Source organism: Actinacidiphila cocklensis, assembly GCF_907177275.1.
Taxonomy (GTDB): domain Bacteria; phylum Actinomycetota; class Actinomycetes; order Streptomycetales; family Streptomycetaceae; genus Actinacidiphila; species Actinacidiphila cocklensis.
Window position 1 is genome coordinate 314,975 of the sequence record NZ_CAJSLV010000059.1, and the last position, 20,983, is coordinate 335,957.

Sequence of the window (20,983 nt, forward strand, 5' to 3'; positions counted from 1 at the left end):
GGCCGCGCGGTTCCTCTGAGCCCCTGGGCAGGTGCCACGTGCGGTGGCACCTGCCCAGGGGCTCAGTACACGTCGCGGACGTAGCGCTTGTCGGTCGCGAGGGATTTGACGTAGGCGCTCGCCGCTTCGGGCGAGAGGGAGCCGTGGGCGATGGCGATGTCGCGCAGCGCGCCGTCGACGTCCTTGGCCATGCGGGCGGCGTCGCCGCAGACGTAGAAGTGCGCGCCGTCCTGGAGCCAGGCCCACAGGAGCGGGCCGTGCTCGCGCATCCGGTCCTGGACGTAGACCTTGGCCCGCTGGTCGCGGGAGAAGGCGGTGTCCAGGCGGGCGAGGGTGCCCTCGGCGAGGCGGGCGGCGAGGTCGTCCTGGTAGTAGAAGTCGGTGGCCCGGTGCTGCCCGCCGAAGAAGAGCCAGTTGGGGCCGCGGTGGCCGCGGGCGCGGCGCTCGTCGAGGAAGCCGAGGAAGGGCGCGACGCCGGTGCCGGGGCCGACCATGATCATGGGGGTCGCCGGGTCGGCGGGCGGCCGGAAGCCGGGGGTGCGGCGGACGTGCACGGGCACCGTCGTCCCGGGCTCGGCGTCGGCCAGGAAGGGCGAGCAGACGCCGCCGCGCGGCCGCCCCTCGGGGTTGTCGTAGCGGACGACGGAGACGGTCACCGAGATCTGCTGCGGGTCGGTGAGCGGGCTCGACGATATCGAGTACAGCCGCGGCTGGAGCTTCTTCAGGACGCCGGCCCACTCGTCGGCCCGGGCCTTGACGGCGTACTCCGCGACGACGTCGACCGCCTGCCTGCTCCAGGACCACTTGGCCAGCTCGTCCTTGTTGTCGGGCCGCAGCAGCTTCTTGAGCACCCGGTCGTGGGTGCGGTCGGCGACGAAGCGCAGCAGGTCGGGGGTGATCCTGGTGATGTCCAGGTGCCGGTGCAGCGCCTCGCCCAGCGGGATGTCGCCGACGCCGGGCACGGTGACGCCCGCGTGCGCGTCGAGGCCGGCCGCGGCGAGCCATTCGTCGACCATGGCCGGGGAGTTGACCGGCAGGACGCCGAGCGCGTCGCCCACTTCGTACGGCAGCGGTACGGCGCTGTCGCGGGTGTCGAAGGTGAAGCGGCGTACTTCCTTGGCGGCGCCCGGCCGGCCGAGCAGCACGTTGCCGGTGAGCCGGGCGGTGCCGCCTGCGGGGCGCCGGACCGGAGCGGCGGGGGCGGCGGCGGGCGCCGCGGGAGCCGTGGCGGGGCCGGCCGCCAGCGCGCCGAGCACCTGGTCGAGCCAGGCGAGGGCGGACGTCTCGTAGTCCGGCTCGCAGTCCGTACGCGGCGCCAGGCGTACGCCGCCCAGCTCGCCGAGGCGTTCGTCGAGCCGGCGGCCGTGGCCGCAGAAGTCGTCGTAGGAGGAGTCGCCCAGGGCCAGGACGGCGTATCGGCGGCCGTCCAGGCGGGGGGTGTCCGGCGCGGTCAGGGCGTCCCAGAAGCCGGTGCCGTTGTCGGGGGCGTCGCCGTCGCCGAACGTGCTGGTGATCAGCAGCAGGTCGGCGGTGGCCGGCAGCGCGGCGGGTGAGGCGTCGGCCATGCCGAGCAGGGTGGCCCGGTGGCCGGTGCCGGTGAGGCGCTCGGCGGTGGCGGCGGCGAAGTCCTCGGCGTTGCCGGTCTGCGATGCCCACAGCACCACCACCTCCCGCCCGGACTGCGGCACTTCGGTGTGCGGTACCGGGTCGGGTCCTGCCGGGACCCGCGAGTACATGCCCGCGAGCGCCCCGTTGACCCACAGCGCGTGCTCGGGCGTGAAAGGAGCGTCGGGCGGCAGCACCGGCACCCCTGCCAGGCCGGAGCCGAGCCCGGCCAGGAAGCCCTTCAGGTAGCGGCGTTCGTGCTCCCCGAGCGCCGGCGGCGCCAGGTCCGCCACCCCGAAGACGTCGACGCCCCTGGCAACGGCCGTGTCCGCCGAGGCCGCCGCGGACCGCTCGGGGGGTTCGGGGGCCGTCGCGGGCGCGGCGACCCTCGTCAGCGAGACCGCGCACGCCTTGAACTCCGGCTGGAAGGACACCGGGTCGACCGCGTCGCTGGTGACGGCGTTGACGCTGAGGTACTCGCCGAACAGGTCGTTCCAGTGGAAGGGCGCGAAGCAGCAGCCCGGCAGCACCCGGTCGGTGAGCACCGCGGGCAGCACCGCGCGGCCGCGCCGCGAGGCGACCTCGACGGCGTCGCCCTCGGCGATCCCCAGCTCGGCGGCGTCCCGCGGGTGCAGCTCCACGAAGGGGCCGGGGTTGAGCTTGTTGAGCCGGGCGACCTTGCCGGTCTTGGTCAGGGTGTGCCACTGGTGCTGCAGCCGACCGGTGTTGAGCACGAAGGGGAAGTCGTCGTCGGGCATCTCCGCGGGCGGCACGTGCGGCCTGGGGTGGAAGACGGCCCGCCCGCTCGGCGTCGGGAAGCGCAGGCCGTCGCCCTCGACATAGCGGACCGGGTTGCGGTCCGGGCCGTCCGCGGTGGGCGCCGGCCACTGCACGGGGGTCTCGCGCAGCCGCTCGTACGTCACGCCCCGCAGGTCGTAGCCGGTGACCGGGTTCCAGGCGCGGCGGATCTCGTCGAAGACGTCCTCGGGTCCCGCGTAGTCGAACGCGTCGCCGTAGCCCATCGCGCGCGCCACCTCGGCGATGATGCGCCAGTCGGGCAGCGCCTCACCCGGCGGGTCGACGGCCTGCCGGGCCAGGGTGAGGTTGCGCTCGCTGTTGATCAGGACGCCGTCGGACTCCGTCCACATCGCGCCGGGCAGCACGACGTCGGCGTAGGCGTTGGTCTCGGTCTCGGCGAAGACGTCCTGCGTGACGACGAACTCCGCCGCCTCCAGGCCCTCGATGACGGTACGGCGGTTCGCGACCGACGCGACCGGGTTGGTGCACATGATCCAGCAGGCCTTGATGTCGCCCTCGGCCATCCGCTGGAACATCTCCACGGTGCCGCGCCCCACGCCGTCCGCCCGGACCGTGCCGGCCGGCAGCCCCCACAACTCCTCGGCGAACGCCCGGTCCTCCGCGACCAGCACCGAGCGCTGCCCCGGCAGGCCGGGACCCATGTAGCCCATCTCCCGGCCGCCCATGGCGTTCGGCTGGCCGGTGAGCGAGAACGGGCCGCTGCCCGGGCGGCAGATCGCGCCGGTCGCCAGGTGCAGGTTGATCAGCGCGTTGGTGTTCCAGGTGCCGTGCGTCGACTGGTTGAGGCCCATCGTCCAGCAGCTCGTCCACTCGGCCGCGCCGCCGATCAGCTCGGCGGCCCGCCGGATGTCGGCCTCCGGGATGCCGGTGGTCCCGGCGACCGCCGCCGGCGGGTAGTCGGCGAGGAAGTCCGGCATCGCCTCCCAGCCCTCGGTCCAGCGGGCGATGAAGTCCTGGTCGGTGTGGCCGCCCTCGTGCAGCAGGTGCAGCAGGCCGTTGAGCAGCGCCAGGTCCGTGCCCGGGCGGATCTGCAGGAACAGGTCCGCCTTCGCGGCCGTCGCGTTGCGCCGCGGGTCCACCACGATCAGCTTGGCGCCCGCCTTGACCCGCTCCATCATCCGCAGGAAGAGGATCGGGTGGCAGTCGGCCATGTTCGAGCCGATGACGAGGAAGACGTCGGCGCGGTCCAGGTCCTGGTACGACCCGGGCGGGCCGTCCGCCCCCAGCGACAGCTTGTAGCCGCTACCCGCGCTGGCCATGCACAGCCGGGAGTTGGACTCGATCTGGTTGGTGCCGACGAAGCCCTTGGCGAGCTTGTTCGCCAGGTACTGCGCCTCCAGGCTCAGCTGGCCCGAGACGTAGAGGGCGAGCGCGTCGGGGCCGTGCTCGTCCACGATCGCCCGCAGGCGGCGGCCGGTCTCGGCGATCGCCGCCCCCGCGGGCGACGGTACGGCCTCGGCGCCGCGCTCCTGCCTGACCAGGGCCGTCTCCAGCCGGCCCGGCGCCGAGAGCATGTCCGCGGTCGTGGCGCCCTTGGTGCACAGGCGGCCGTGGTTCGCCGGGTGCGCCTTGTCGCCGACCGCCTTCAGCACGGTGCGGCGCCCGTCGGGACCGGCGCCGACGTCCAGCAGGAGGCCGCAGCCGACACCGCAGTAGGAGCACACCGTTCGCACCGTCGTGCCCACCCGGGGGTCCTCCCTCCGCGGCCCCCGCGGCCGCGCCCGCTCGACGCTACGAACCCGCGATTACGCGGCGGTCACCCCGCGGGCCGCCCGCGGTTACGCCCTCTGCACAGCCGCCGGCCCGCGCGTGTGAGCAGTGGCCTGCGGCGGGGTGCCGTTTGCAGGTGCCCCTGGTGTGACGGTCGCCTTTCCCCGGTGGGGGCTGATCGCGCGGTTCCCCGCGCCCCCACGTGACGGCCACCGTGCGCCGCGCCGCTTGCCCGCGACTGCACCGCGGCTTGGCGCGCAGGTCCCCGCGCCCCCGCCGGGGTCAGCGCGGAAGGACCGCGAGCTGCGTCGAGCGGAGGCTCGCGACCAGGTCGGGCGGGGCGGCGGCGACCGAGCCGACCGCGTACGGCGGCTCGGGGTCGTACTCCACGACCAGCTGGATCGCCTCGGCGACCGCGTCCCCGGCGATCCGGCCTGCCAGGTGCAGGGCCAGGTCGATACCGGCGGACACTCCCGCGGCCGTGGCGTACTTGCCGTCGAAGACGACCCGGTCGGTGCTCGGGACCGCGCCGAAGAGCGGCAGGTGCTCCAGGGCGATCCAGTGCGAGGCGGCCCGCCGCCCGCGCAGCAGCCCCGCCGCGGCCAGCAGCAGCGAGCCGGAGCAGACGGACGTCGTCCAGGTCGTCCCGGCGTCGGCGGCCCGCAGCCAGTCCAGGACCGCGGTGTCGGCGAGCACCTGCTCGGTGCCGGGGCCGCCGGGGACGACCAGCATGTCGGGCGAGGTGACCTCGGACAGCGGGCGGTCCGCGGTCAGCGCGAGGCTGGCCATGTCGGTGCGCACCGGCCCGGCCTGGACCGCGGTGAAGACCACCTCGGCACCGGGCATGCGGGAAAGGATCTCGTACGGGCCGACCACGTCGAGCCCGGTGAAGCCCTCGTAGAGCAGTACGGCTATCTGCATCGTCAACTCCTGGCAGAGTGGAAACGCCGGCGGTACTCCGCCGGCGGGACCGACAGCGTGCGGACGAACGCGCGGCGCATCGCCTCGGCCGTGCCGTAGCCCGCCGCGCGGGCGACCTCGGCGACCCCGGAGCCGGTGTCCTCCAGCAGCCGGCGCGCCGCTTCGAGCCGCGTCCTGTCGACGTACCGGCCGGGCGTGACCCCGACCTCGGCCCGGAAAGCGCGGGCGAACTGCCGCGGGGACAGGGCGGCGCGTTCCGCGAGCGCGTCCACCGACAGGTCGGCGTCCGGGTGCTCGGTGATCCAGCGCTGGACCTCCCGCAGCGGGTGCCGCTGCGCGAGCTGCGCGGCCAGCTGCGTGCTGAACTGCGCCTGGCTGCCCGGCCTGCGCAGGAAGACCACCAGGCCGCGGGCCACCGCGAGGGCGACGTCCCGGCCCAGGTCCTCCTCGACCAGGGCGAGCGCCAGGTCGATGCCCGCGGTGACACCCGCGGAGGTGGCGTAGCGGCCGTCGCGTACGAAGACCGGCTCGGGGTCGACGGTGATCCCCGGGAAGCGGCGGGCGAGCGTGCCGCAGTACGCCCAGTGCGTGGTCGCCCGGCGGCCGTCCAGCAGGCCCGCCTCGGCCAGCAGGAAGGCGCCGGTGCAGACCGACACGACCCGTCCGGCGCCAGGGGCGAGCGCCGCGATCCGGGCGACGACCTCGGGGTCGGCCGGGTGCGTGCCGTGGCCGCCGGGGACGAGCAGGACGTCGGGCGGCGCGGCGGTCCGCAGGTCCTCGTCGGGCAGCAGCCGCAGCCCGGCGGAGGTGCGTACGGGGCCGCCGCCGAGCGCCGCGGTCCGTATCCGGTAGGCCGGTGCGCACCCGTCCGCCGCGGTGGCGACGTCCGCGGCGCCGGCGAGGACTTCGAGCGGGCCGGTCACGTCGAGGCTCTGCACCCCCGTGAAGAGCACGATGAGCACGTCATGGCTGGTCACGCCGTTCAGCCTGGCAGCGTGCCCGGATGGCGGCAATGACGGGTCTCCCACCTTTCCTGCCATCGGACACGCCGACGGGCCGCCGGCGGGAGATCGCCGGCGGCCCGGGGTGGAGCAGGTGGTGCGGGTCGAGCAGGTGGTGCGGGCGGAACGTCAGCCGTTGGCGACACCGTTGCCGGTCAGGACCGGGATGTTGCTGAGGACGTGCGACAGCGGCTCGTCGCCCTTGGCCTGGGTCGAGTTCTCGGCGCACTGCTCGTTCTGCGGCGACGACAGGACGTTGACGTCCTGCGCGGTGATCGGAACCAGGCCGATCAGCGAGCCGACGTTCGCCTTGACCGGCAGGCCGACGCAGGGCTTGTTCAGGCTGCCCTGGACCAGGCCGAGCTGCGGGCTCTCGGTACCGCTGGTCACGGTGTTGCCGAAGTTCTCGGCGGAGCCGTTGCCGTTGACCGTGGTCGTGCCCGACTCGTCGCCGAGCGCCATGGCCGGCCCGGCGCTGACGCCGACGGTGACGACCGAGGCGGCGAGGGCGGCTCCGGCCAGCATCTTCTTCATCATTGGGTGTCCCCTTGCAGTGGGATGGTACGTGGTTGGGAAGGAGGGTCCGGGCGCTCCGGTCGACCGCACCCGGCGGTTCGGGCCGGGCCGGCTGCCGGGCCGCCCGGGGCGTGACCGCTCGTCAGCGGCCGAGGGCGCTGAGCGGCAGCCCGCCGAGCAGCACAGCACCGGGCGCGGCATCGGCAAGACCGGACTTGGCGACGTCCTGGGCGACCAGGCCCGCCTGGCCCACGAGGGCGTCGGCCGAAGTGTCGCCCCGGAGGTGGTCGCTCGCCTGGGCGAGAGTGTCCAGCGCGGAGTCGACCTGCGCGCCGTCGGCGGCCTTCTGCAGCGGCTGCTCGTTGAGCGCCTGCTCAATGCCACCGTTGATGCTGGTGGGCATCGAGGTCATGTTGTCGGTGTTCACCGTGTCGGCGAACGCGGGGGCACCCACGCCGACCGCCATGATGGATCCGACCACAACCCCTGCAGCCTTCGCGTACTTCACTTGCCAGCCTTTCCGTAGCGCCGAATTCCTTCGAAATGACAACGACTACGTTTTCCAACGGAAACTGTTCGCGGACCCATAACCGGGTAATCACCCGATAGTGCGGGAGCGTGACCTCCCGCACCGGGCGGCGCTACGGTCGGGAATCGCTCACGAACCGGCGCGCTGAACGGGCACCGCACGGGACTTGCGTCGATAGAGCATCGCGCCGCCCAGCAGCAGCACCGCCCCCGCGCCCACCGCCGTGCCCACCGTGCCGGCCGACGCGCCGGTCTCCGCGAGCTGCGTGTGCACTTCGGGTGCCGCGGCCGGTGCCGGCGGCTGTGCCCGCGGTGCCGGCACCGCGGGAGTGGTGGGCGCCTCGCCGTTCGCACAGGAAACCCCACTCACCGCATCGAGCAGCGCGACGGCGTCAACAGAGTTGCCGCAGACGTTCACCGGCGCCTCGATCGGGAGACTCAAGCTGTTTCCCGACAGCAGCCCGGGGGAGCCCTGAGTGATTCCCTGCGCAGTCGCCCCGGACGGATGGCCGTCGCTCTGCGAATCGGCCTCCTCCTGGGCGGTGGCCGAACGGGCCGATCCGTGAGGACCCCCGTGTACATCGGAGTCCGCGTTCGCATAGCCGCCCGTCACCGCAAGGATGCTGCTCGCGGCAGCAACGGTGAGAAGGCTACGGCTCAGGATCTGTCGTCGCATCGACTCATTTTCTCCGCTCGTGCTACTCGTACAAAAAGGTGGTGGGGAAGAAGAACCGCCCGGTGTGCTGCGCACTCGACCCGGGCGGGATCTGGCCGGAGCGTGGCGCCCGGCCGGTGGGACCTCAGCCGTCAGTCGGCGTCGACGCAAGTGGTGCCGAACGCCGGGTCCAGCAGGCCGATGACGTCGACGGTGTCGCCGCACGCGTTGACCGGCACGTGGACCGGCACCTCGACGAGGTTGCCGGACACGACACCCGGGGAGTGGTCGGCGACGCCGTTCGCGTCGGAGTTGGCGAACGCCGGGGTGGCGAGGCCGACGGCGATGACCGTTCCGGCGGTGAATGCTGCGGCCCTGGTGAACTTCTTCATTGTTCTACTCCTTTTTTCCGGCGGCGGCGGCCTCGCGCCGTCACGGATTTCGTGTCGGCAGTACTCGCTTTTCGCGGGCACCTGCACACCGCGCCGACAGGTCAAACGACGATTGGTGCCGGAAGGTGACTCCCCGCGCTTCCCCGAGTGCCATCAATCACTCGAATGGAGGGCGGCGGAATTTTCCTCCCAGGTGAAACGAACGGCTCCGGCCGCTGGTTTTCCACCGGCGGGCGGAGCCGCGAAAGGGGGGACCGGGCGGCCCGTGGGGACGTCGCGCCCTCAGCTGTTGCCGCGGCCGTTGCCGGACAGCACCGGGATGTTGTCCAGGATGTGCGAGAGCGGCTCGTCGCCCTTGGCCTGGGTCGAGTTCTCGGTGCACTGCTGGTTCTGCGGCGACGACAGGACGTTGACGTCCTGGAGGCTGACCGGGATGCCGCCGACGAGCGATCCGAGGTTGGCCTTGGCCGGCAGGGCGACGCAGGGCTTGTTGAGCGAGCCCTGGACCAGCGCGAACGACGGGCTCATGTAGCCGCCGGTGTAGGTGTTGCCGTAGCTCTGCTCGGAACCGTTGCCATTGGCGGTCGTGGTCCCGGTGCCGTTGCCGATGGCCATCGCCTGCGGAGCGATCGTCGCCGAGACGCCCGCGACGGACACGGCCACGGCGGCCGTGGCGAAGAGCTTCTTGATCACGGTGTGTCCTTTGTGAACTGGGTGGATTGCCCTCGTAAGACCGGTCGGCCTGTCCAACACCATGACGTGCGTTTAGTAATGACGTTTCACCCGAACGGCTACCGCCGACCGTTGCATTCGCCTGCACCAGGGGCCGGGGTGAGTGCGCCGTCAGCGGGATGACACGCCGTCAACAACGCTCCGGTGTGATCGTCATAAGAGGCCCGAACAAGCCCGGCGCTCGCGCGGCTTACGTGATTTTCGACGCGCCATCTGCCACGGTGCATTCCTGTTTCCCGGGATTTCCTGGACGACTCGCTTCGCGTCGGGTCCACGCAGCCGCCCGGGGGGACCGAGTGGCGGGGTCTGACGGGCTCGTAGAGGGAGAACGGCGCGCGATGCCGCAACAGCAGGACGGACTTGCCGGGCTGACGGTGCTGCACATGGCCCAGCCTGTCGAGGGCGGGGTGGCCCGCGTCGTGGCGGACCTGGTCCGCGCGCAGGTGCGTGCGGGAGCGCGGGTCGTCGTCGGCTGCCCGGAACCGGGCGCCCGGGGGCGGTCCGGGGCGCGGGACCCTGCGGTACCGGCGCCCGACACGCTGCCCGCGGCTGCCGCACGCGCGGGCGCGCAGGTGATCCGCTGGCCCGCCGGCCGCGCGCCCGGCCCCGCGCTCCCCCGCGAGGTGGCGGCCGCGGCCCGCATGGTGCGTGCGGTACGCCCCGACCTGCTGCACCTGCACAGTGCCAAGGCGGGCCTGGCGGCACGCCTCGCGGTTCGCGGCCGGGTGCCGACCGTCTTCCAGCCGCACGCCTGGTCCTTCGACGCCGTCGGCGGCGCGACCGCCGCGGCCGCACGGAACTGGGAGCGGTACGCGGCCCGCTGGGCGGACCGGGTGCTGTGCGTCAGCGAGGCCGAGTGCCGGGCCGGGCGGCAGGCCGGGGTACGCGCCCGATGGTCCGTGGTGCGCAACGGCGTCGACCTCGCCCGCTTCACCCCCGCCCCCGACCGCGACGCCGTCAGGGTCGCGCTGCCCGCGCTGTCCGACGCCGGGCCGCGGACGCCGCTGGTGGTGTGCGTCGGGCGGCTGTGCCCGCAGAAGGGCCAGGACGTGCTGCTGCGGGCCTGGCCCGCGGTCTCCGCGGCCCTTCCCCAGGCCCGCCTCGTCCTGGTCGGCGACGGACCCGACCACCGCCGGCTGCTGCTCGACGCGCCCCCGGGCGTCCTGCTCGCGGGCGCGGCCCGCGACACGCTGCCGTGGTACAGGGCCGCGGACGTCGTCGTGCTGCCCTCCCGGTGGGAGGGCATGGCGCTCGCCCCGCTGGAGGCGATGGCCTGCGGGCGCCCGGTGGTGACCACCGACGTCAGCGGCGCCCGCGAAGCCCTCCACCCGGACGACGCCGCCGGCTGCGTCGTCCCGGTCGGGGACGCCGCCGCCCTGTCCGCGGCCCTGCTGCGGCTGCTGGACGACCGGCCGCTGCGTACGGCGGCGTCGCTGCGCGCGCTGGCCCGCGCCCGCGACCGGCACGACGTGGCAAGAGCCGCGGCCGAGACCACCGCGGTCTACTGCGACGTGCTGGCGCTCCCCCGCTCCGCCCGCGCCCGGCGGCTCCCCCGGTGATCCCCGACCCCGCGCCCCGCACCTGCGACCCGACCCGCCCCGACCCCGAACGGGTGCTGGCTCCGCGGACGTACGACTCCGGCGCGAACGCCGCCGACCGGACGCCCGCCTACGCCGCGGGTCAGCCCGCCGGCACCCGGACTTCCCCGGTCGCCCGCAGTGCCCCCGCCCCGGCGCCCGTACCCGCCCCGGCACACTTCCCCCGGCAGGGGGTTGGGCAGCCGCGGCACCGGGCGGCGCGGGAGCGGGTCGGGGGAGTGCTTGCCGCGGCGGACTGCGCCGGTGCCGTCGCCGGGGCCGCGGTCGCGGTGCCGCGCGGGGTGCTCGCCGGCTGCGTGGTCGCCGGGTGCCTGCTCCTCACCCAGCACAGGGCCGGGCTCTACCGGCCGGGTTTCGCGCCCGGCGCCTTCGCGGAACTGCCCGGGCTCGCCTGGCGCACCGTCCTGGCCTGGGGCCTGCTCGCCGCCGTGGCGGGTCCCTGGGCACCCGGCTGGGCGGCGCTGCCCGTCGCGGTGGTGCTGACCGCGGCCGTCGCGTGCGGGCTGCGGGCCGCCGTCTACGGCACGCGCCGCCGGATGGCCCGCAGGCGCCCCTCCTCGACGCTGGTCGTCGGCGCCGACGCGGCGTCAGCGGCCCGGATCGCCGCGGTCCTGCACGCCCGCCGCGAGTACGGGATGCGCCCGGTGGGGCTCGCCGCGCCGGCCCCCGTACGCCCGGCGCCGCCGGAACCCCCAGAGCCGCCCACCCTGCACATTGCCGCGTCGAAGACCGCGCCGCCCGTGCCGCCGCCGGTGCTGCCCGTGCTGCCGTCGCCGGGCGACGTCACCCGAGCCGTGGTCCAGAACGCCGTGCGGGACGCCGTCGTTGCCGGCCCCGCCGCGCTGGACGCCAGGACCACCGCGACCGTACGGCTGCTGGCCGCGCAGGGCTGCCGGCTGTGGCAGGTCGACGGGGACAGGCGCGGCAAGAGCGGCGGCACCGGCCACCTGTGGGGCCACCCGTGCCGCAGGCTCGAACCGTACCCGCCGACCGCGAGCCGCACCGCCCTCGGCGGCAAGCGCCTGCTGGACGCGGCCGGGGCCGGCGCCGCGCTGCTGTGCCTGACGCCGGTGCTCGCCGCGTGCGCGCTCGCCGTACGGCTGGCGGACGGCCCCGGCGTGATCTTCCGGCAGGAGCGGATCGGGCTGCACGGGCGGCCGTTCACGCTGCTGAAGTTCCGCACGCTGCGCCCCGCCGACGACCACGAGTCCGCGACCCGGTGGAGCGTCGCCGACGACCGCCGGATGAGCCGCGCGGGACGCCTGCTGCGCCGCACCTCCCTCGACGAGCTGCCGCAGCTGTGGAACGTCCTGCGGGGCGACATGAGCCTGGTCGGGCCGCGACCGGAACGCCCGTACTTCGTCACGCAGTTCAGCCAGACCCTGCCCGGCTACACCGACCGGCACCGGATGCCCGCCGGCATCACCGGGCTCGCCCAGGTGCACGGCCTGCGCGGCGACACCTCGATCGCCGACCGCGCGCGCTTCGACAACCACTACATCGACAGCTGGACGCTGTGGCAGGACGTGTCGATCCTGCTGCGGACCGCCGCCACGCTGTTCCGCTGCGGCGGGAGCTGACCGGCCCATGGCCCTTGCCACGGCGGCGCTTGCGCCGCTCACCCTGCACCGGCTGCGGCGGTTCGCCCCGCTGCTGCCCGCCCTCGCCACCGTGCTGCTGCTGGCCGCGCCCGTCGCCACCGGCGACGTCAGCACCTCGGGCAAGGTCACCCCGGCCGACGCCGCCTCCGCGGTGCTCGTCGCGACCGCCGCGGTACGGCTGCTGCGCGACCGCGCCCGCCCCCTCACCCCGGCCGCGGCCGCTGTGCTCGGCGCACCCGTGGTCGGCTTCGCGGCGGCCGCCGCGACCTCGCTGGACCCGGGAGCGGGGCTCGCCGGATTCCTGCGCTATGTGCAGGTGTTCGTCGCCGTGCCCGCCGCCGTGGTCCTGCTGCTGCGCGACCGCCGGGACTTCGCCGTGGTCGCCGCCGCGATCGTGCTGCTCGCCCTGGTGCAGGGGGCGATCGGCACGTGGCAGTACGCCACGGCGAGCGGGGCGTCGTACATGGGCGAGGACATCCGCGCGGTCGGCACCTTCGGCCCGTCCGACGTGATGGGCATGGCCACCGTCGTGGCGTACGGGCTGGTGATCGCCGTGGGCTACGCCCTCGTACCGCCGCCGCCCGGCGCCCCGCGCTGGCTGCGGCCCGCGGCAATGTGCTGCGCCGCACTGCTCGTGGTCCCGCTCACCGTGTCCTTCAGCCGCGGTACGTGGATCGCCACCGCCGTCGCCTGCACGGCGATGATCCTGCTCGCGGGCCGGCGCCAGGCGCTGCGCGTGCTGGCCGCGCTCACCGCGGGCGCCGTCGTCGCCGTCGGCGGCCTCGGCGTCGGGTCCCAGATGATCAGCGAACGCGCCGCCAGCATCACCCGGGTCACCGACGCCCCCGACCCCTCCGTCACCGACCGGTACACCCTGTGGACCGCGGCCCTGGGCATGTGGCGCGAACACCCCGTCACCGGAGTCGGCCTGAAGCGCTTCCCCGCGGAACGCGACGGCCACGCCGGGCTCGGCCTGTCGTCGGCGAGCGACACGGCAGGCGCCGGGCAGGGCTTCGCGCGCGAACCCCTGCTCTCGCCGCACAACATGTACCTGCTCACGCTGAGCGAGCAGGGCCTGCTCGGCTGCACCCTCCTGACCGGCGGCTGGGCGGCCGTCCTCGCGCTCGGCCTGCGCCGGCTGCGAACCGCCCCCGGGCGGCGGGTGCCCGGTCCGGGGCTCGTCGCGGCCGGGTTGCTGCTCTGGCAGTGCGTCGACTTCCTTTACGCCGACATCGGCGGCCCGTCGACCGTACTGACCGCGCTGCTCCTCGGCCTGGCCGCGTGGTGGGCGCTGCACCCGGAGGACGGCGGCGCCCGGTGACCGACCTCGTCCGCGTACCGCCGCGGCCGCGCTCCGGGCCGCGGCACGCGGGGCCGCCGCGCGGCTTCGTGGCGCGGGCCGCCGCGCTGACCGCGGGACTGACCGCGGCCGGCTCCGCGCTCGGGCTGGTACGCGACCAGGTCATCGCGCGGCTGTTCGGTGCGGGCGCGGCCAGCGACGCCTTCCTCGTCGCATGGACGGTGCCGGAACTGGCCGCGACCGTCCTCATCGAGGACGCGATGGCGCTGCTGCTCGTCCCGGCCTTCAGCGCGGCTCTCGCCAAGGGCGGCGCCCACGCGCTTGTCCGCGGCACATTGCCGCGCATCGCCGCACTCCTCGCCGCCGCCACCGCCGGCTTGTACGCCGCCGCCCCGCTCGTCGTCCGCCTCCTCGCCCCCGGCCTCGCCGACCCCCGCCTCGCCGTCACCTGCACCCGCCTGACCGCGGCCACGCTCCTCACCTTCGGCCTCGCCGGCTACCTGAGCGCCGCCCTCCGCGCCCACCACCGCTTCCTCCCCCCCGCCGCCATCTACGTCGCCTACAACGCCGCGATCATCACCACCCTGCTGGCCTTCCACGCCCGTTGGGGCGTGCGCGCGGCAGCGGCGGGCGTGGCGATCGGCGGCGCGACGATGGCCCTGGTCCAACTCCCCGCCTTCTTCCGCATGCTGCGCCGCCCTCCGCTCCCCGCGGCCCATCCGGTGGCCGAGCTCCCGCGTGCCCACGTGCCCGGCCCTGCGGACGCGCCCGGCCCTGCGGACGCGCCCGGCAGCCGGGCGCCCTCGCGGCGGGTGGGTGCGGCGGTCGGGGTGGGGGTGGTGGTCCCGGTCGTCGTGTTCGCCGTCGAGCGGCAGGCGCAGGTCCTGGCCGAGCGGTTCTTCGCCGCAGGGCTGCCCGCGGGGGCGATCTCGCACCTCAACTACGCGCAGAAGATCGCGCAGTTGCCGATGGTGCTGTCGCTCATGGTCTGCACCGTCACCTTCCCCGTCGTCGCGCGCGCCCTCGCCGCAGGGGACCGCGAGCGCGCCAGGCAGCGCGTCGAGCGCGACCTCACCCTCGCCTGCGTCCTCGTCCTGCTCGGCACCGCCTACGTCGTCGCCTGCGCGCCGCAGATCGTCCAGGCCCTCTTCCAGCGCGGCGCGTTCGACGCCGCCGACACCGCCGCGACCGCCGCCGTCATGCGGGTCTACGCGCTCGGGCTGCTCGGGCAGAGCCTGGTCGGCGCACTCATCCGCGCTTACTTCTCCGCGGGTCGGCCCACCTGGTACCCCGTCGCCGCCATGTCCGCGGGCCTCGGCCTCACCGTCGTGACCGACGCCGCCGCCGTCACCGCGTGGGGCGCGTACGGCGTCGCGGCCGGCAATGCCGCGGGGATCAGCCTCACCGCCGCCCTGCTGCTGCGCGGGCTGCCCGCCCGCGCCGTGCCCGTCCGCGTACGCGCCCTCGCCTCGGCCGTGTCCCGCTACGTACTGGCCGCGGCCGCCGCCACCGGTGCCGGGTGGTGCACCACCCGGCTGCTGCCCTCGTCCGCCCCCGCCGCGCTCGTCGCGGCAGCCTGCTGCCTCACCGTCCCGCTCGCCTTCGCCGCCGCAGCCGCCGCGGTCGGCGCACCCGTACGGAGCCTGCCCCATGCCGCCTGACGCCGCGCCCGCCCCCTGGGTGCTCATGTACCACTCCGTCGCCGACTGCCGCGACGACCCGTACCTCGTCACCGTCAGCCCGCAGCGGCTCGCCGCACAACTGGCCTGGCTGCGGCGGTGCGGCCTGACCGGCGTCGGCGTCGGCGAGCTCCTCACCGCCCGGGCGGAGGGGCGCGGCCGCGGGCTGGTCGGGCTCACCTTCGACGATGGTTACGCCGACTTCCTCACCACAGCGGTGCCGCTATTGCGCCGGCACGGCCACCGCGCCACCGTCTTCGTGCTGCCCGGGCGGCTCGGCGGCACCAACGCGTGGGACGCAGAAGGGCCGCGCAAACCGCTGCTCACTGCCGAGGGCATCCGGGCGGTCGCCTCCGCCGGGATGGAGGTGGGGTCGCACGGGCTCCTCCACACCGACCTCACGTCGGACGCGGTCGACGAGGAACGGCTCACCGCCGAGGCCACGGACAGCCGCGCGCTGATCGCCGAGATCACCGGGCGTGCCCCGGACGGCTTCTGCTACCCGTACGGTGCGGTGGACGCCCGGGCCGTGCGCGTGGTGCGCTCCGCGGGGTACGCCTACGCGTGCGGTGTCGCGCCCGGGCCGCTCACCGGGACCTTCGCGCTGGCCCGCACATACGTCGGCGACCGCGACTCGTCCACACGTCTGCGCGTCAAGCGCCTCCTCCACGCCTTCCCCGCGGTGCGGGAGGCCCTCCATGCGTGACCGCTACCGCGGCGGCCGGGCGTGTACGTGCCGGTACCCCGCGCCTCCTCGCGCCCCTTCCGGCGGCCGCCGTCCCCCGCGCTTCCCCGCCGTGCCGGCTGAGCGCGCAGTTCCCCGCGCCTCTTCGGGGCACGTCCGCCGGCAACCACAGCTCCTCACCGTCGTGGTTGCGCGCGTCCCTGGGGGTGACCGCTGTCGTCTGCCGTCCGACGCACCGTCGCGGCCGAGGCCGGCCGTCGGGTGCGGAACCAGCGCAACCGCCTCAGGGGCGCGGGGAACTGCGCGACAGGCCACCGCGGACCGCCATGTACGCACGGTCGGCAACCGCCCCCAGGGGCGCGGGGAACTGCGCGACGAACCACAGCGCACCCGCGGAGGCGTACTCACCGCGACCGCCCGCGGGCGCCGCCCGGAAGGGCGCGAGCAGTGAAGGTCGTGCACGTCATCACGGGGCTCGGGATCGGCGGAGCCGAACAGCAGTTGCGGCTGCTGCTGCGGCACCTGCCGCCGGAGAGAGCGACGTGCCATGTCGTGACGCTGACGAACCCCGGCCCCGTCGCAGACGGCATCAGGTCGGACGGCACCGGCGTCACCCACCTCGGCATGGCGGGCAACCGGGACCTGCGCGCGGTACCGCGCCTGGCGCGGCTGATCAGGTCGGGGGGATTCGACCTGGTGCACACCCACCTCTACCGCGCCTGCGTGTACGGCAGGGTCGCCGCCCGCCTGGCGGGCGTGAGGGCGGTGGTGGCGACCGAGCACTCGCTCGGGGACTCCCAGATCGAGGGAAGGCCGCTGAGCGCGGGCACCCGCGCCCTCTACCGCGCGACGGAACGCATGGGCACCGGTACGGCCGCGGTGTCCGCGACGGTCGTGCGGCGGCTGCGCGCATGGGGCGTCGCGGACGACCGCATCCACCTCGCCCCCAACGGCATCGACCCGTCCCGCTTCCGCCACGACCCCGCCGTCCGCTCGGCGGTGCGCGGGCTCCTGGGCCTGCCGCCCGCGGCCTACACCGTCGCGGGCGTCGGCCGCCTCGTACCGGCCAAGCGCTTCGACCTGCTCGTCCGCGCGGCCGCCGCGAACGCCGGCACATTCCTGCTGATCGCGGGAGACGGCCCCGAGCGCGGCAACCTGCTGCGGCTCGCCGCCGACCTGGGCGCGGCGGACCGCGTCATCGTGGTGAGCGCCCAGGACGGCGGCCCGGACGTACCGGAAGTGCTGGCGGCAGCCGACCTGTTCGTGTCGCCGAGCCCCGAGGAGGCCTTCGGGCTGGCCGTGGTGGAGGCGCTGGCAGCGGGGCTGCCGGTGCTCTACGCGGCCTGCCCGGCGATCGAGGACCTGCCGCCGCACGACGCGCCCGGCGCGCGCCGGATCGGCGGTGACCCGCGGCAATTGGCCGCGGCGATCGGCCGGCAGCGCCAGGCGGGCGGCCCGGCGCGGCTGCCGGTGCCGGCGGCCGTCGACCAATACCACATCGCCCACACCGCGGACCGCGTCCTGGCGCTCTACGCCTCGGCTCTCGCGTCCGCCACGAAGAAATGAGCACACGCATGAAGGCACCCCGCTGGCTCCCGCTCCCGCTGGGCCTCGGCATCGGCCTGCTGGGCGGCCTCGGCTACGGAATTGCCGCGACGCCGCAATATGCCGCGACCAGCTACGTGATGGTCGTACCCGACCACGCCGACTCGCCGACGGCACTCGGCTTCGCGCAGGCGTACGGCAGGGTGGTGACGGGTTCCGCGGTGCTGGCCGGGGCGCAGGCCGCCGCGGGGGCGCCCGCCGACCGGCTGCGCGGGCACGTCCAGGCGCAGACCTCGCCCGACGCACCGATGATCTCGGTGACCGGTACGGCGTCGAGCGGCGCGGCCGCGGCACGTTACGCCAACGCCGTGGCCCGGTCCCTCACCGCGACGGGCAACCGCACCGCCCCGAGCACGGGCGTACGCCTGCTGGTCCTCTCACCGGCCTCGGCGCCCGCCTCCCCCGCCTCCCCGTCCGCGGCCCTGTCCGCGGCGGTGGGCGCGAGCGCGGGCGGCCTGCTGGGCGCGCTGGTGCTCCTGGTGCGCCCCGCGCCCCGCCGCGAGGACACGGACGCGCCGGCCGCCGTACCGTCACCGTCACACGCGCTCGCGACGCGGGAGACCGTATGACCCTCGCCGACGGCCTCGCGCAAGGGCGTCCCGGTACGTCCGCGGCCGCCCCCGACCAGGGACGCGGACACACCGGCGCCGGCGACCTCGCCGTCACCGTCTGCCGCGACCCGCGGGAGTTCGCGGCGCTCGCCGCCGAGTGGGCGGCGCTGCACGGGCGCTGCACGCAGGCGACGCCCTTCCAGAGCCACGCCTGGCTGCACTCCTGGTGGCTGTCCTACGCCACCCGCCGGGACCGCCTCCGGGTGGTCCTGGTGCACAGGCAGGGCGTGCTCGTGGGTGCGGCGCCGCTGCTGCGGACGTACCGCCCGCTGCCGGTGGTACGGCCGCTCGGCGGCAGGATCACGGACTACACCGACGTCCTGGTGAGCGCCGCCGGGAACGGCCTGCCTGACGCCGAGGTCACCGCCGCGCTCACCCGGGGCGTGCGGCGGGCCGCACGGGGGGCGGTGGTCGACCTGCCCGAGGTGCGGCCGGGCGGCGCGGCCCTGGCAATGTACGAGGCGTGGCGCGGGCCCAAGCGCCGGGCGGCCGCCTCGGTGTGCCTGGAACTGCCAGGACTGCCGATGGACGGGCTGATCGCGCGGGTCGGGAGTTCCCAGGGGCAGCGCATCAGAGCCAAGCTGCGCAAGCTCGACGCGGCAGGGGTGGCCGAGCGGGATGTGCCCGCGCACGAGGTGCCGGAAGCGGTGGCCACCCTGCTGCGGCTGCACCATCTGCAGTGGCAGGGCCGCGGGGTGACGCCCGAGCACGTGCGGCCGCGGTTCGCCGAGCACCTGGCGCGGGCCGCGGCCGCGATGGTCGCGGCGGACGAGGCGGTGGTCACCGAGTTCAGCATCGGCGGCACAGTGGTCGCCGCGAACCTGACCGTCCTGTCACCCGCCATGGCCGGCGGCTACCTCTACGGCGCCCACCCGGACCTGCGCGGCACGAAGATCGACGTGACGACGCTGCTGCTGCGGCACGGCGTACGCCATACGGCCGGCGCCGGACGGCCGGTGCTGACGCTGCTGCGGGGCGCGGAGCCGCACAAATTCCACTGGCGGCCCGAGCACCTGGCCAACGAGCGGCTGCTGCTGGCCGGCCGCCCGCTCGCACCGGTCCTCCACGCACGCCACGCCCTGGCCGCCGCCCGCACCCGCCTGGCCCGCGCCGCCGCGGCCCGGCTGCCCGCCCTCAGGGCCTGGCGTGCCCGGCTGAACGACCTGCGGGCGCGGCGGGCGTGACACGGCGACGCGGCGGCAGAGCCCTCGTCAGCCGGTCCGCTTCGACGGCTTCGACGGCTTCTCCGGCTTCGGGGTGAGGCGGAAGCACACCTCGCCGCTCGCGTACTGCTTCTTCATCTCCTCGGTCAGCTGAAGCGGCAGGCACGCCTCGACAAGGGAGGACGGCTTCGGCACGGGAGCGGCCCCCGGCGGCGGCGCGTGCGTCACGGACGGGGCGGGCCTGGTCGGCACGACGGTGGGTACGGTCGTCGGCTTCGTCGGCTTGGTGACGACCGGGCTCGGCTTCGCAGGAGGCGTCGGCTTGGCAATGGGCGTCGGCGTCACAGTAGGCGTCGGCGTCGGGGTCGGCGTCGTACCAGGCGTCGGCGTAGATGTCGCCGTCACCGTAGGCGTAGGCGTAGGCGTAGGCCGCACAGTGGACGTCGGCGTCGCCGTGGGTGTCGCCGCGGGCACGGGGCGGGTGTTGCGGCCGTAGAGCATCGAGCGGTAGACCTCCGACGACCTCGGGTTCTCCGAGCACTGCCACACGCCGTGCGGGCAGTAGTCCGTGACGGTCTGGTAGAGCGCCTTGTGGTCGCTCATCCACTGCAGCATGGCCGCGATGTACTGCGGGTTGTCGCCGCTTCTGAACAGCCCCCACTCCGGGTACGAGACCCGCTTGCCGTGCGCGGCCGCGAAGTCGACCTGGGCCTGGAGCCCGTACGGCTGCCTGACCTGCTCGGAGAAGTCCTCGCCCGACGGCTGGTCGTAGGAGTCCATGCCGATGACGTCGACCGTGTCGTCGCCGGGGTAGCACTCGGTCCACGGGACGTCGTCGGTGCCGCGGCTGGGCGCGAAGTCGAAGCGGAAGTTCTGGCCGGGCACCGCGCGCATGGCGGCGACGATGCGGTTCCAGTACGTCTTCCACCCCTCCGGGTCGGGGCCGCAGCGGTCGGAGTACGTGGTGCCGTTCATCTCCCAGCCGAGCACGACCACGGTGTCGGGCACGCCCAGTTCCACCAGGTGCTCGGCCAGCCGGGTGTAGTGCTGGTCGAAGGCACCGCTCGCGCCCTGCCGGATCAGCGAGCGGACCTCACTGTCGTCGAGGTGCTCCTCGTTGCGCTCCTGCATCGGCACATTGAGCACGAACAGCCGGGTCGGGTCCGCGCGCCGCCAGTCCGCCCACGGCTGCAGAAGGTCCTGCTCGCCCTCGATGGCGTCCCAGTCGTCGCCGGGCAGGTAGGTGTGGCCGACCCGTACCGGTGTGCCGCCGAGCCACTTCTGCAGGCCGGCGACGGCCTGCACGCCGGGGGCGCCCGAGTCGGTGAAGGCACCCAGGTACGGGAGGTCGACGGGGTGGGTGGACGGGAGCCGGGCGCTCGGGTAGGCGGAGCCGAGCGCGTTCGTCGTCAGACCGGTCATCAGCAGGGCGGCAACGGCGGCCCCGACGCCCGTGCCTGCCGTCCATTGGCGCCGGTTGGCCATGGTCACTCCTTGCTCGTCGGGCGTGGGCGCCGGAGCGCCATCACGCACGGGCACGGGCGGTGAGCGTGCCCTCCTCTTGGCCAGTCATAACGTATGAGGAATTGATGCGCGCTCTGAGATGCGCCATAGGCGTCGTCATGTCTCGCACGTATGACGGAATACGACACGCCCGGTGATTCCGACGTATCGTCAATATCGGTGCGGACGTGCCGGCAAGGAGCCGAGGAGAACATCACTCGGGTGGATGATTTTCCGGTCAGTACTCACCGATAATCCGCGGTTTCTCACCCCTACGGCTGCATGATTGTTCGGCAGCCCGATCGATCACAAACAGACGAGAGGAGTCGGCCATGGGCGAATCCGATGCCACAGGAAAA

The 20,983-nt window shown here is 74.6% G+C and carries 17 protein-coding genes; 8 read left to right on the forward strand and 9 right to left on the reverse strand.

The genetic code is table 11. The features are described from left to right. Positions 1–62: 62 nt before the first annotated feature. From NFU81_RS20700 to NFU81_RS20735, 8 genes are all read right to left on the reverse strand, one after another. Entirely contained in the window at positions 63–4,109 is a 4,047-nt protein-coding gene (locus NFU81_RS20700; RefSeq protein ID WP_251492036.1) for a bifunctional nitrate reductase/sulfite reductase flavoprotein subunit alpha, read from the reverse strand. Between the two features lie 307 nt (positions 4,110–4,416). Continuing rightward, entirely contained in the window at positions 4,417–5,055 is a 639-nt protein-coding gene (locus NFU81_RS20705; RefSeq protein ID WP_251492038.1) for a DJ-1/PfpI family protein, read from the reverse strand. A 2-nt stretch (positions 5,056–5,057) separates the two neighbouring features. Next, complete coding sequence (locus tag NFU81_RS20710; RefSeq protein ID WP_251492040.1) at positions 5,058–6,032, reverse strand: GlxA family transcriptional regulator; 975 nt, start codon at positions 6,030–6,032, stop codon at positions 5,058–5,060. A gap of 153 nt (positions 6,033–6,185) precedes the next feature. Beyond that, a complete protein-coding gene (locus NFU81_RS20715; protein WP_251492042.1) occupies positions 6,186–6,593 on the reverse strand; it encodes a rodlin in 408 nt (135 codons plus the stop codon). A gap of 121 nt (positions 6,594–6,714) precedes the next feature. Beyond that, positions 6,715–7,053, reverse strand: coding sequence for a hypothetical protein (locus NFU81_RS20720; RefSeq protein WP_251492044.1), 339 nt, complete (start codon positions 7,051–7,053; stop codon positions 6,715–6,717). Between the two features lie 177 nt (positions 7,054–7,230). Next, complete coding sequence (locus tag NFU81_RS20725) at positions 7,231–7,776, reverse strand: chaplin (protein WP_251492046.1); 546 nt, start codon at positions 7,774–7,776, stop codon at positions 7,231–7,233. Between the two features lie 131 nt (positions 7,777–7,907). Next, positions 7,908–8,147: a chaplin gene (locus tag NFU81_RS20730; RefSeq protein WP_251492048.1), complete on the reverse strand. Its 240-nt coding sequence runs from the start codon at positions 8,145–8,147 to the stop codon at positions 7,908–7,910. Positions 8,148–8,429: 282 nt separating this feature from the next. Next, positions 8,430–8,840 carry a rodlin gene (locus NFU81_RS20735; RefSeq protein WP_251492050.1) on the reverse strand — a complete coding sequence of 137 codons (411 nt, stop codon included), beginning with the start codon at positions 8,838–8,840 and terminating at the stop codon, positions 8,430–8,432. Between the two features lie 377 nt (positions 8,841–9,217). Between NFU81_RS20735 and NFU81_RS20740 the strand changes: the two genes are divergently transcribed. From NFU81_RS20740 to NFU81_RS20775, 8 genes are all read left to right on the forward strand, one after another. Continuing rightward, on the forward strand, positions 9,218–10,438 hold the full coding sequence (locus tag NFU81_RS20740; protein ID WP_251492052.1) for a glycosyltransferase: 1,221 nt from the start codon (positions 9,218–9,220) through the stop codon (positions 10,436–10,438). Continuing rightward, positions 10,435–12,057 carry a sugar transferase gene (locus tag NFU81_RS20745; protein WP_251492054.1) on the forward strand — a complete coding sequence of 541 codons (1,623 nt, stop codon included), beginning with the start codon at positions 10,435–10,437 and terminating at the stop codon, positions 12,055–12,057. Before NFU81_RS20740 ends, NFU81_RS20745 begins: the two co-directional genes overlap by 4 nt. Before the next feature lie 7 nt (positions 12,058–12,064). Then, positions 12,065–13,399: an O-antigen ligase family protein gene (locus NFU81_RS20750; protein WP_251492056.1), complete on the forward strand. Its 1,335-nt coding sequence runs from the start codon at positions 12,065–12,067 to the stop codon at positions 13,397–13,399. Next, positions 13,396–15,039, forward strand: a complete 1,644-nt coding sequence (locus NFU81_RS20755; RefSeq protein WP_251492058.1) for a lipid II flippase MurJ — start codon at positions 13,396–13,398, stop codon at positions 15,037–15,039. The genes NFU81_RS20750 and NFU81_RS20755 overlap by 4 nt, the downstream gene beginning before the upstream one ends. Beyond that, on the forward strand, positions 15,029–15,763 hold the full coding sequence (locus tag NFU81_RS20760) for a polysaccharide deacetylase family protein (RefSeq protein ID WP_251492060.1): 735 nt from the start codon (positions 15,029–15,031) through the stop codon (positions 15,761–15,763). Before NFU81_RS20755 ends, NFU81_RS20760 begins: the two co-directional genes overlap by 11 nt. A 426-nt stretch (positions 15,764–16,189) precedes the next feature. Next, entirely contained in the window at positions 16,190–17,308 is a 1,119-nt protein-coding gene (locus NFU81_RS20765; RefSeq protein WP_251492062.1) for a glycosyltransferase, read from the forward strand. 8 nt (positions 17,309–17,316) lie between these two features. Further along, positions 17,317–17,916: a lipopolysaccharide biosynthesis protein gene (locus NFU81_RS20770; RefSeq protein ID WP_251492064.1), complete on the forward strand. Its 600-nt coding sequence runs from the start codon at positions 17,317–17,319 to the stop codon at positions 17,914–17,916. Continuing rightward, positions 17,913–19,142 carry a GNAT family N-acetyltransferase gene (locus NFU81_RS20775; protein WP_251492066.1) on the forward strand — a complete coding sequence of 410 codons (1,230 nt, stop codon included), beginning with the start codon at positions 17,913–17,915 and terminating at the stop codon, positions 19,140–19,142. The genes NFU81_RS20770 and NFU81_RS20775 overlap by 4 nt, the downstream gene beginning before the upstream one ends. A gap of 27 nt (positions 19,143–19,169) precedes the next feature. On the opposite strand, the gene NFU81_RS20780 is transcribed toward NFU81_RS20775, so the two are convergent. Then, positions 19,170–20,606: a glycoside hydrolase family 26 protein gene (locus NFU81_RS20780; RefSeq protein ID WP_251492068.1), complete on the reverse strand. Its 1,437-nt coding sequence runs from the start codon at positions 20,604–20,606 to the stop codon at positions 19,170–19,172. Positions 20,607–20,983: the final 377 nt, after the last annotated feature.

Excerpts from the sequence above, each read along its gene's own strand:
- NFU81_RS20705 (WP_251492038.1), bottom strand. The coding sequence starts at position 5,055 with ATGCAGATAGCCGTACTGCTCTACGAGGGCTTCACCGGGCTCGACGTG.
- NFU81_RS20715 (WP_251492042.1), bottom strand. The coding sequence starts at position 6,593 with ATGATGAAGAAGATGCTGGCCGGAGCCGCCCTCGCCGCCTCGGTCGTC.
- NFU81_RS20725 (WP_251492046.1), bottom strand. The coding sequence starts at position 7,776 with ATGCGACGACAGATCCTGAGCCGTAGCCTTCTCACCGTTGCTGCCGCG.
- NFU81_RS20730 (WP_251492048.1), bottom strand. The coding sequence starts at position 8,147 with ATGAAGAAGTTCACCAGGGCCGCAGCATTCACCGCCGGAACGGTCATC.
- NFU81_RS20740 (WP_251492052.1), top strand. The coding sequence starts at position 9,218 with ATGCCGCAACAGCAGGACGGACTTGCCGGGCTGACGGTGCTGCACATG.
- NFU81_RS20750 (WP_251492056.1), top strand. The coding sequence starts at position 12,065 with ATGGCCCTTGCCACGGCGGCGCTTGCGCCGCTCACCCTGCACCGGCTG.
- NFU81_RS20760 (WP_251492060.1), top strand. The coding sequence starts at position 15,029 with ATGCCGCCTGACGCCGCGCCCGCCCCCTGGGTGCTCATGTACCACTCC.
- NFU81_RS20770 (WP_251492064.1), top strand. The coding sequence starts at position 17,317 with ATGAAGGCACCCCGCTGGCTCCCGCTCCCGCTGGGCCTCGGCATCGGC.
- NFU81_RS20775 (WP_251492066.1), top strand. The coding sequence starts at position 17,913 with ATGACCCTCGCCGACGGCCTCGCGCAAGGGCGTCCCGGTACGTCCGCG.
- NFU81_RS20780 (WP_251492068.1), bottom strand. The coding sequence starts at position 20,606 with ATGGCCAACCGGCGCCAATGGACGGCAGGCACGGGCGTCGGGGCCGCC.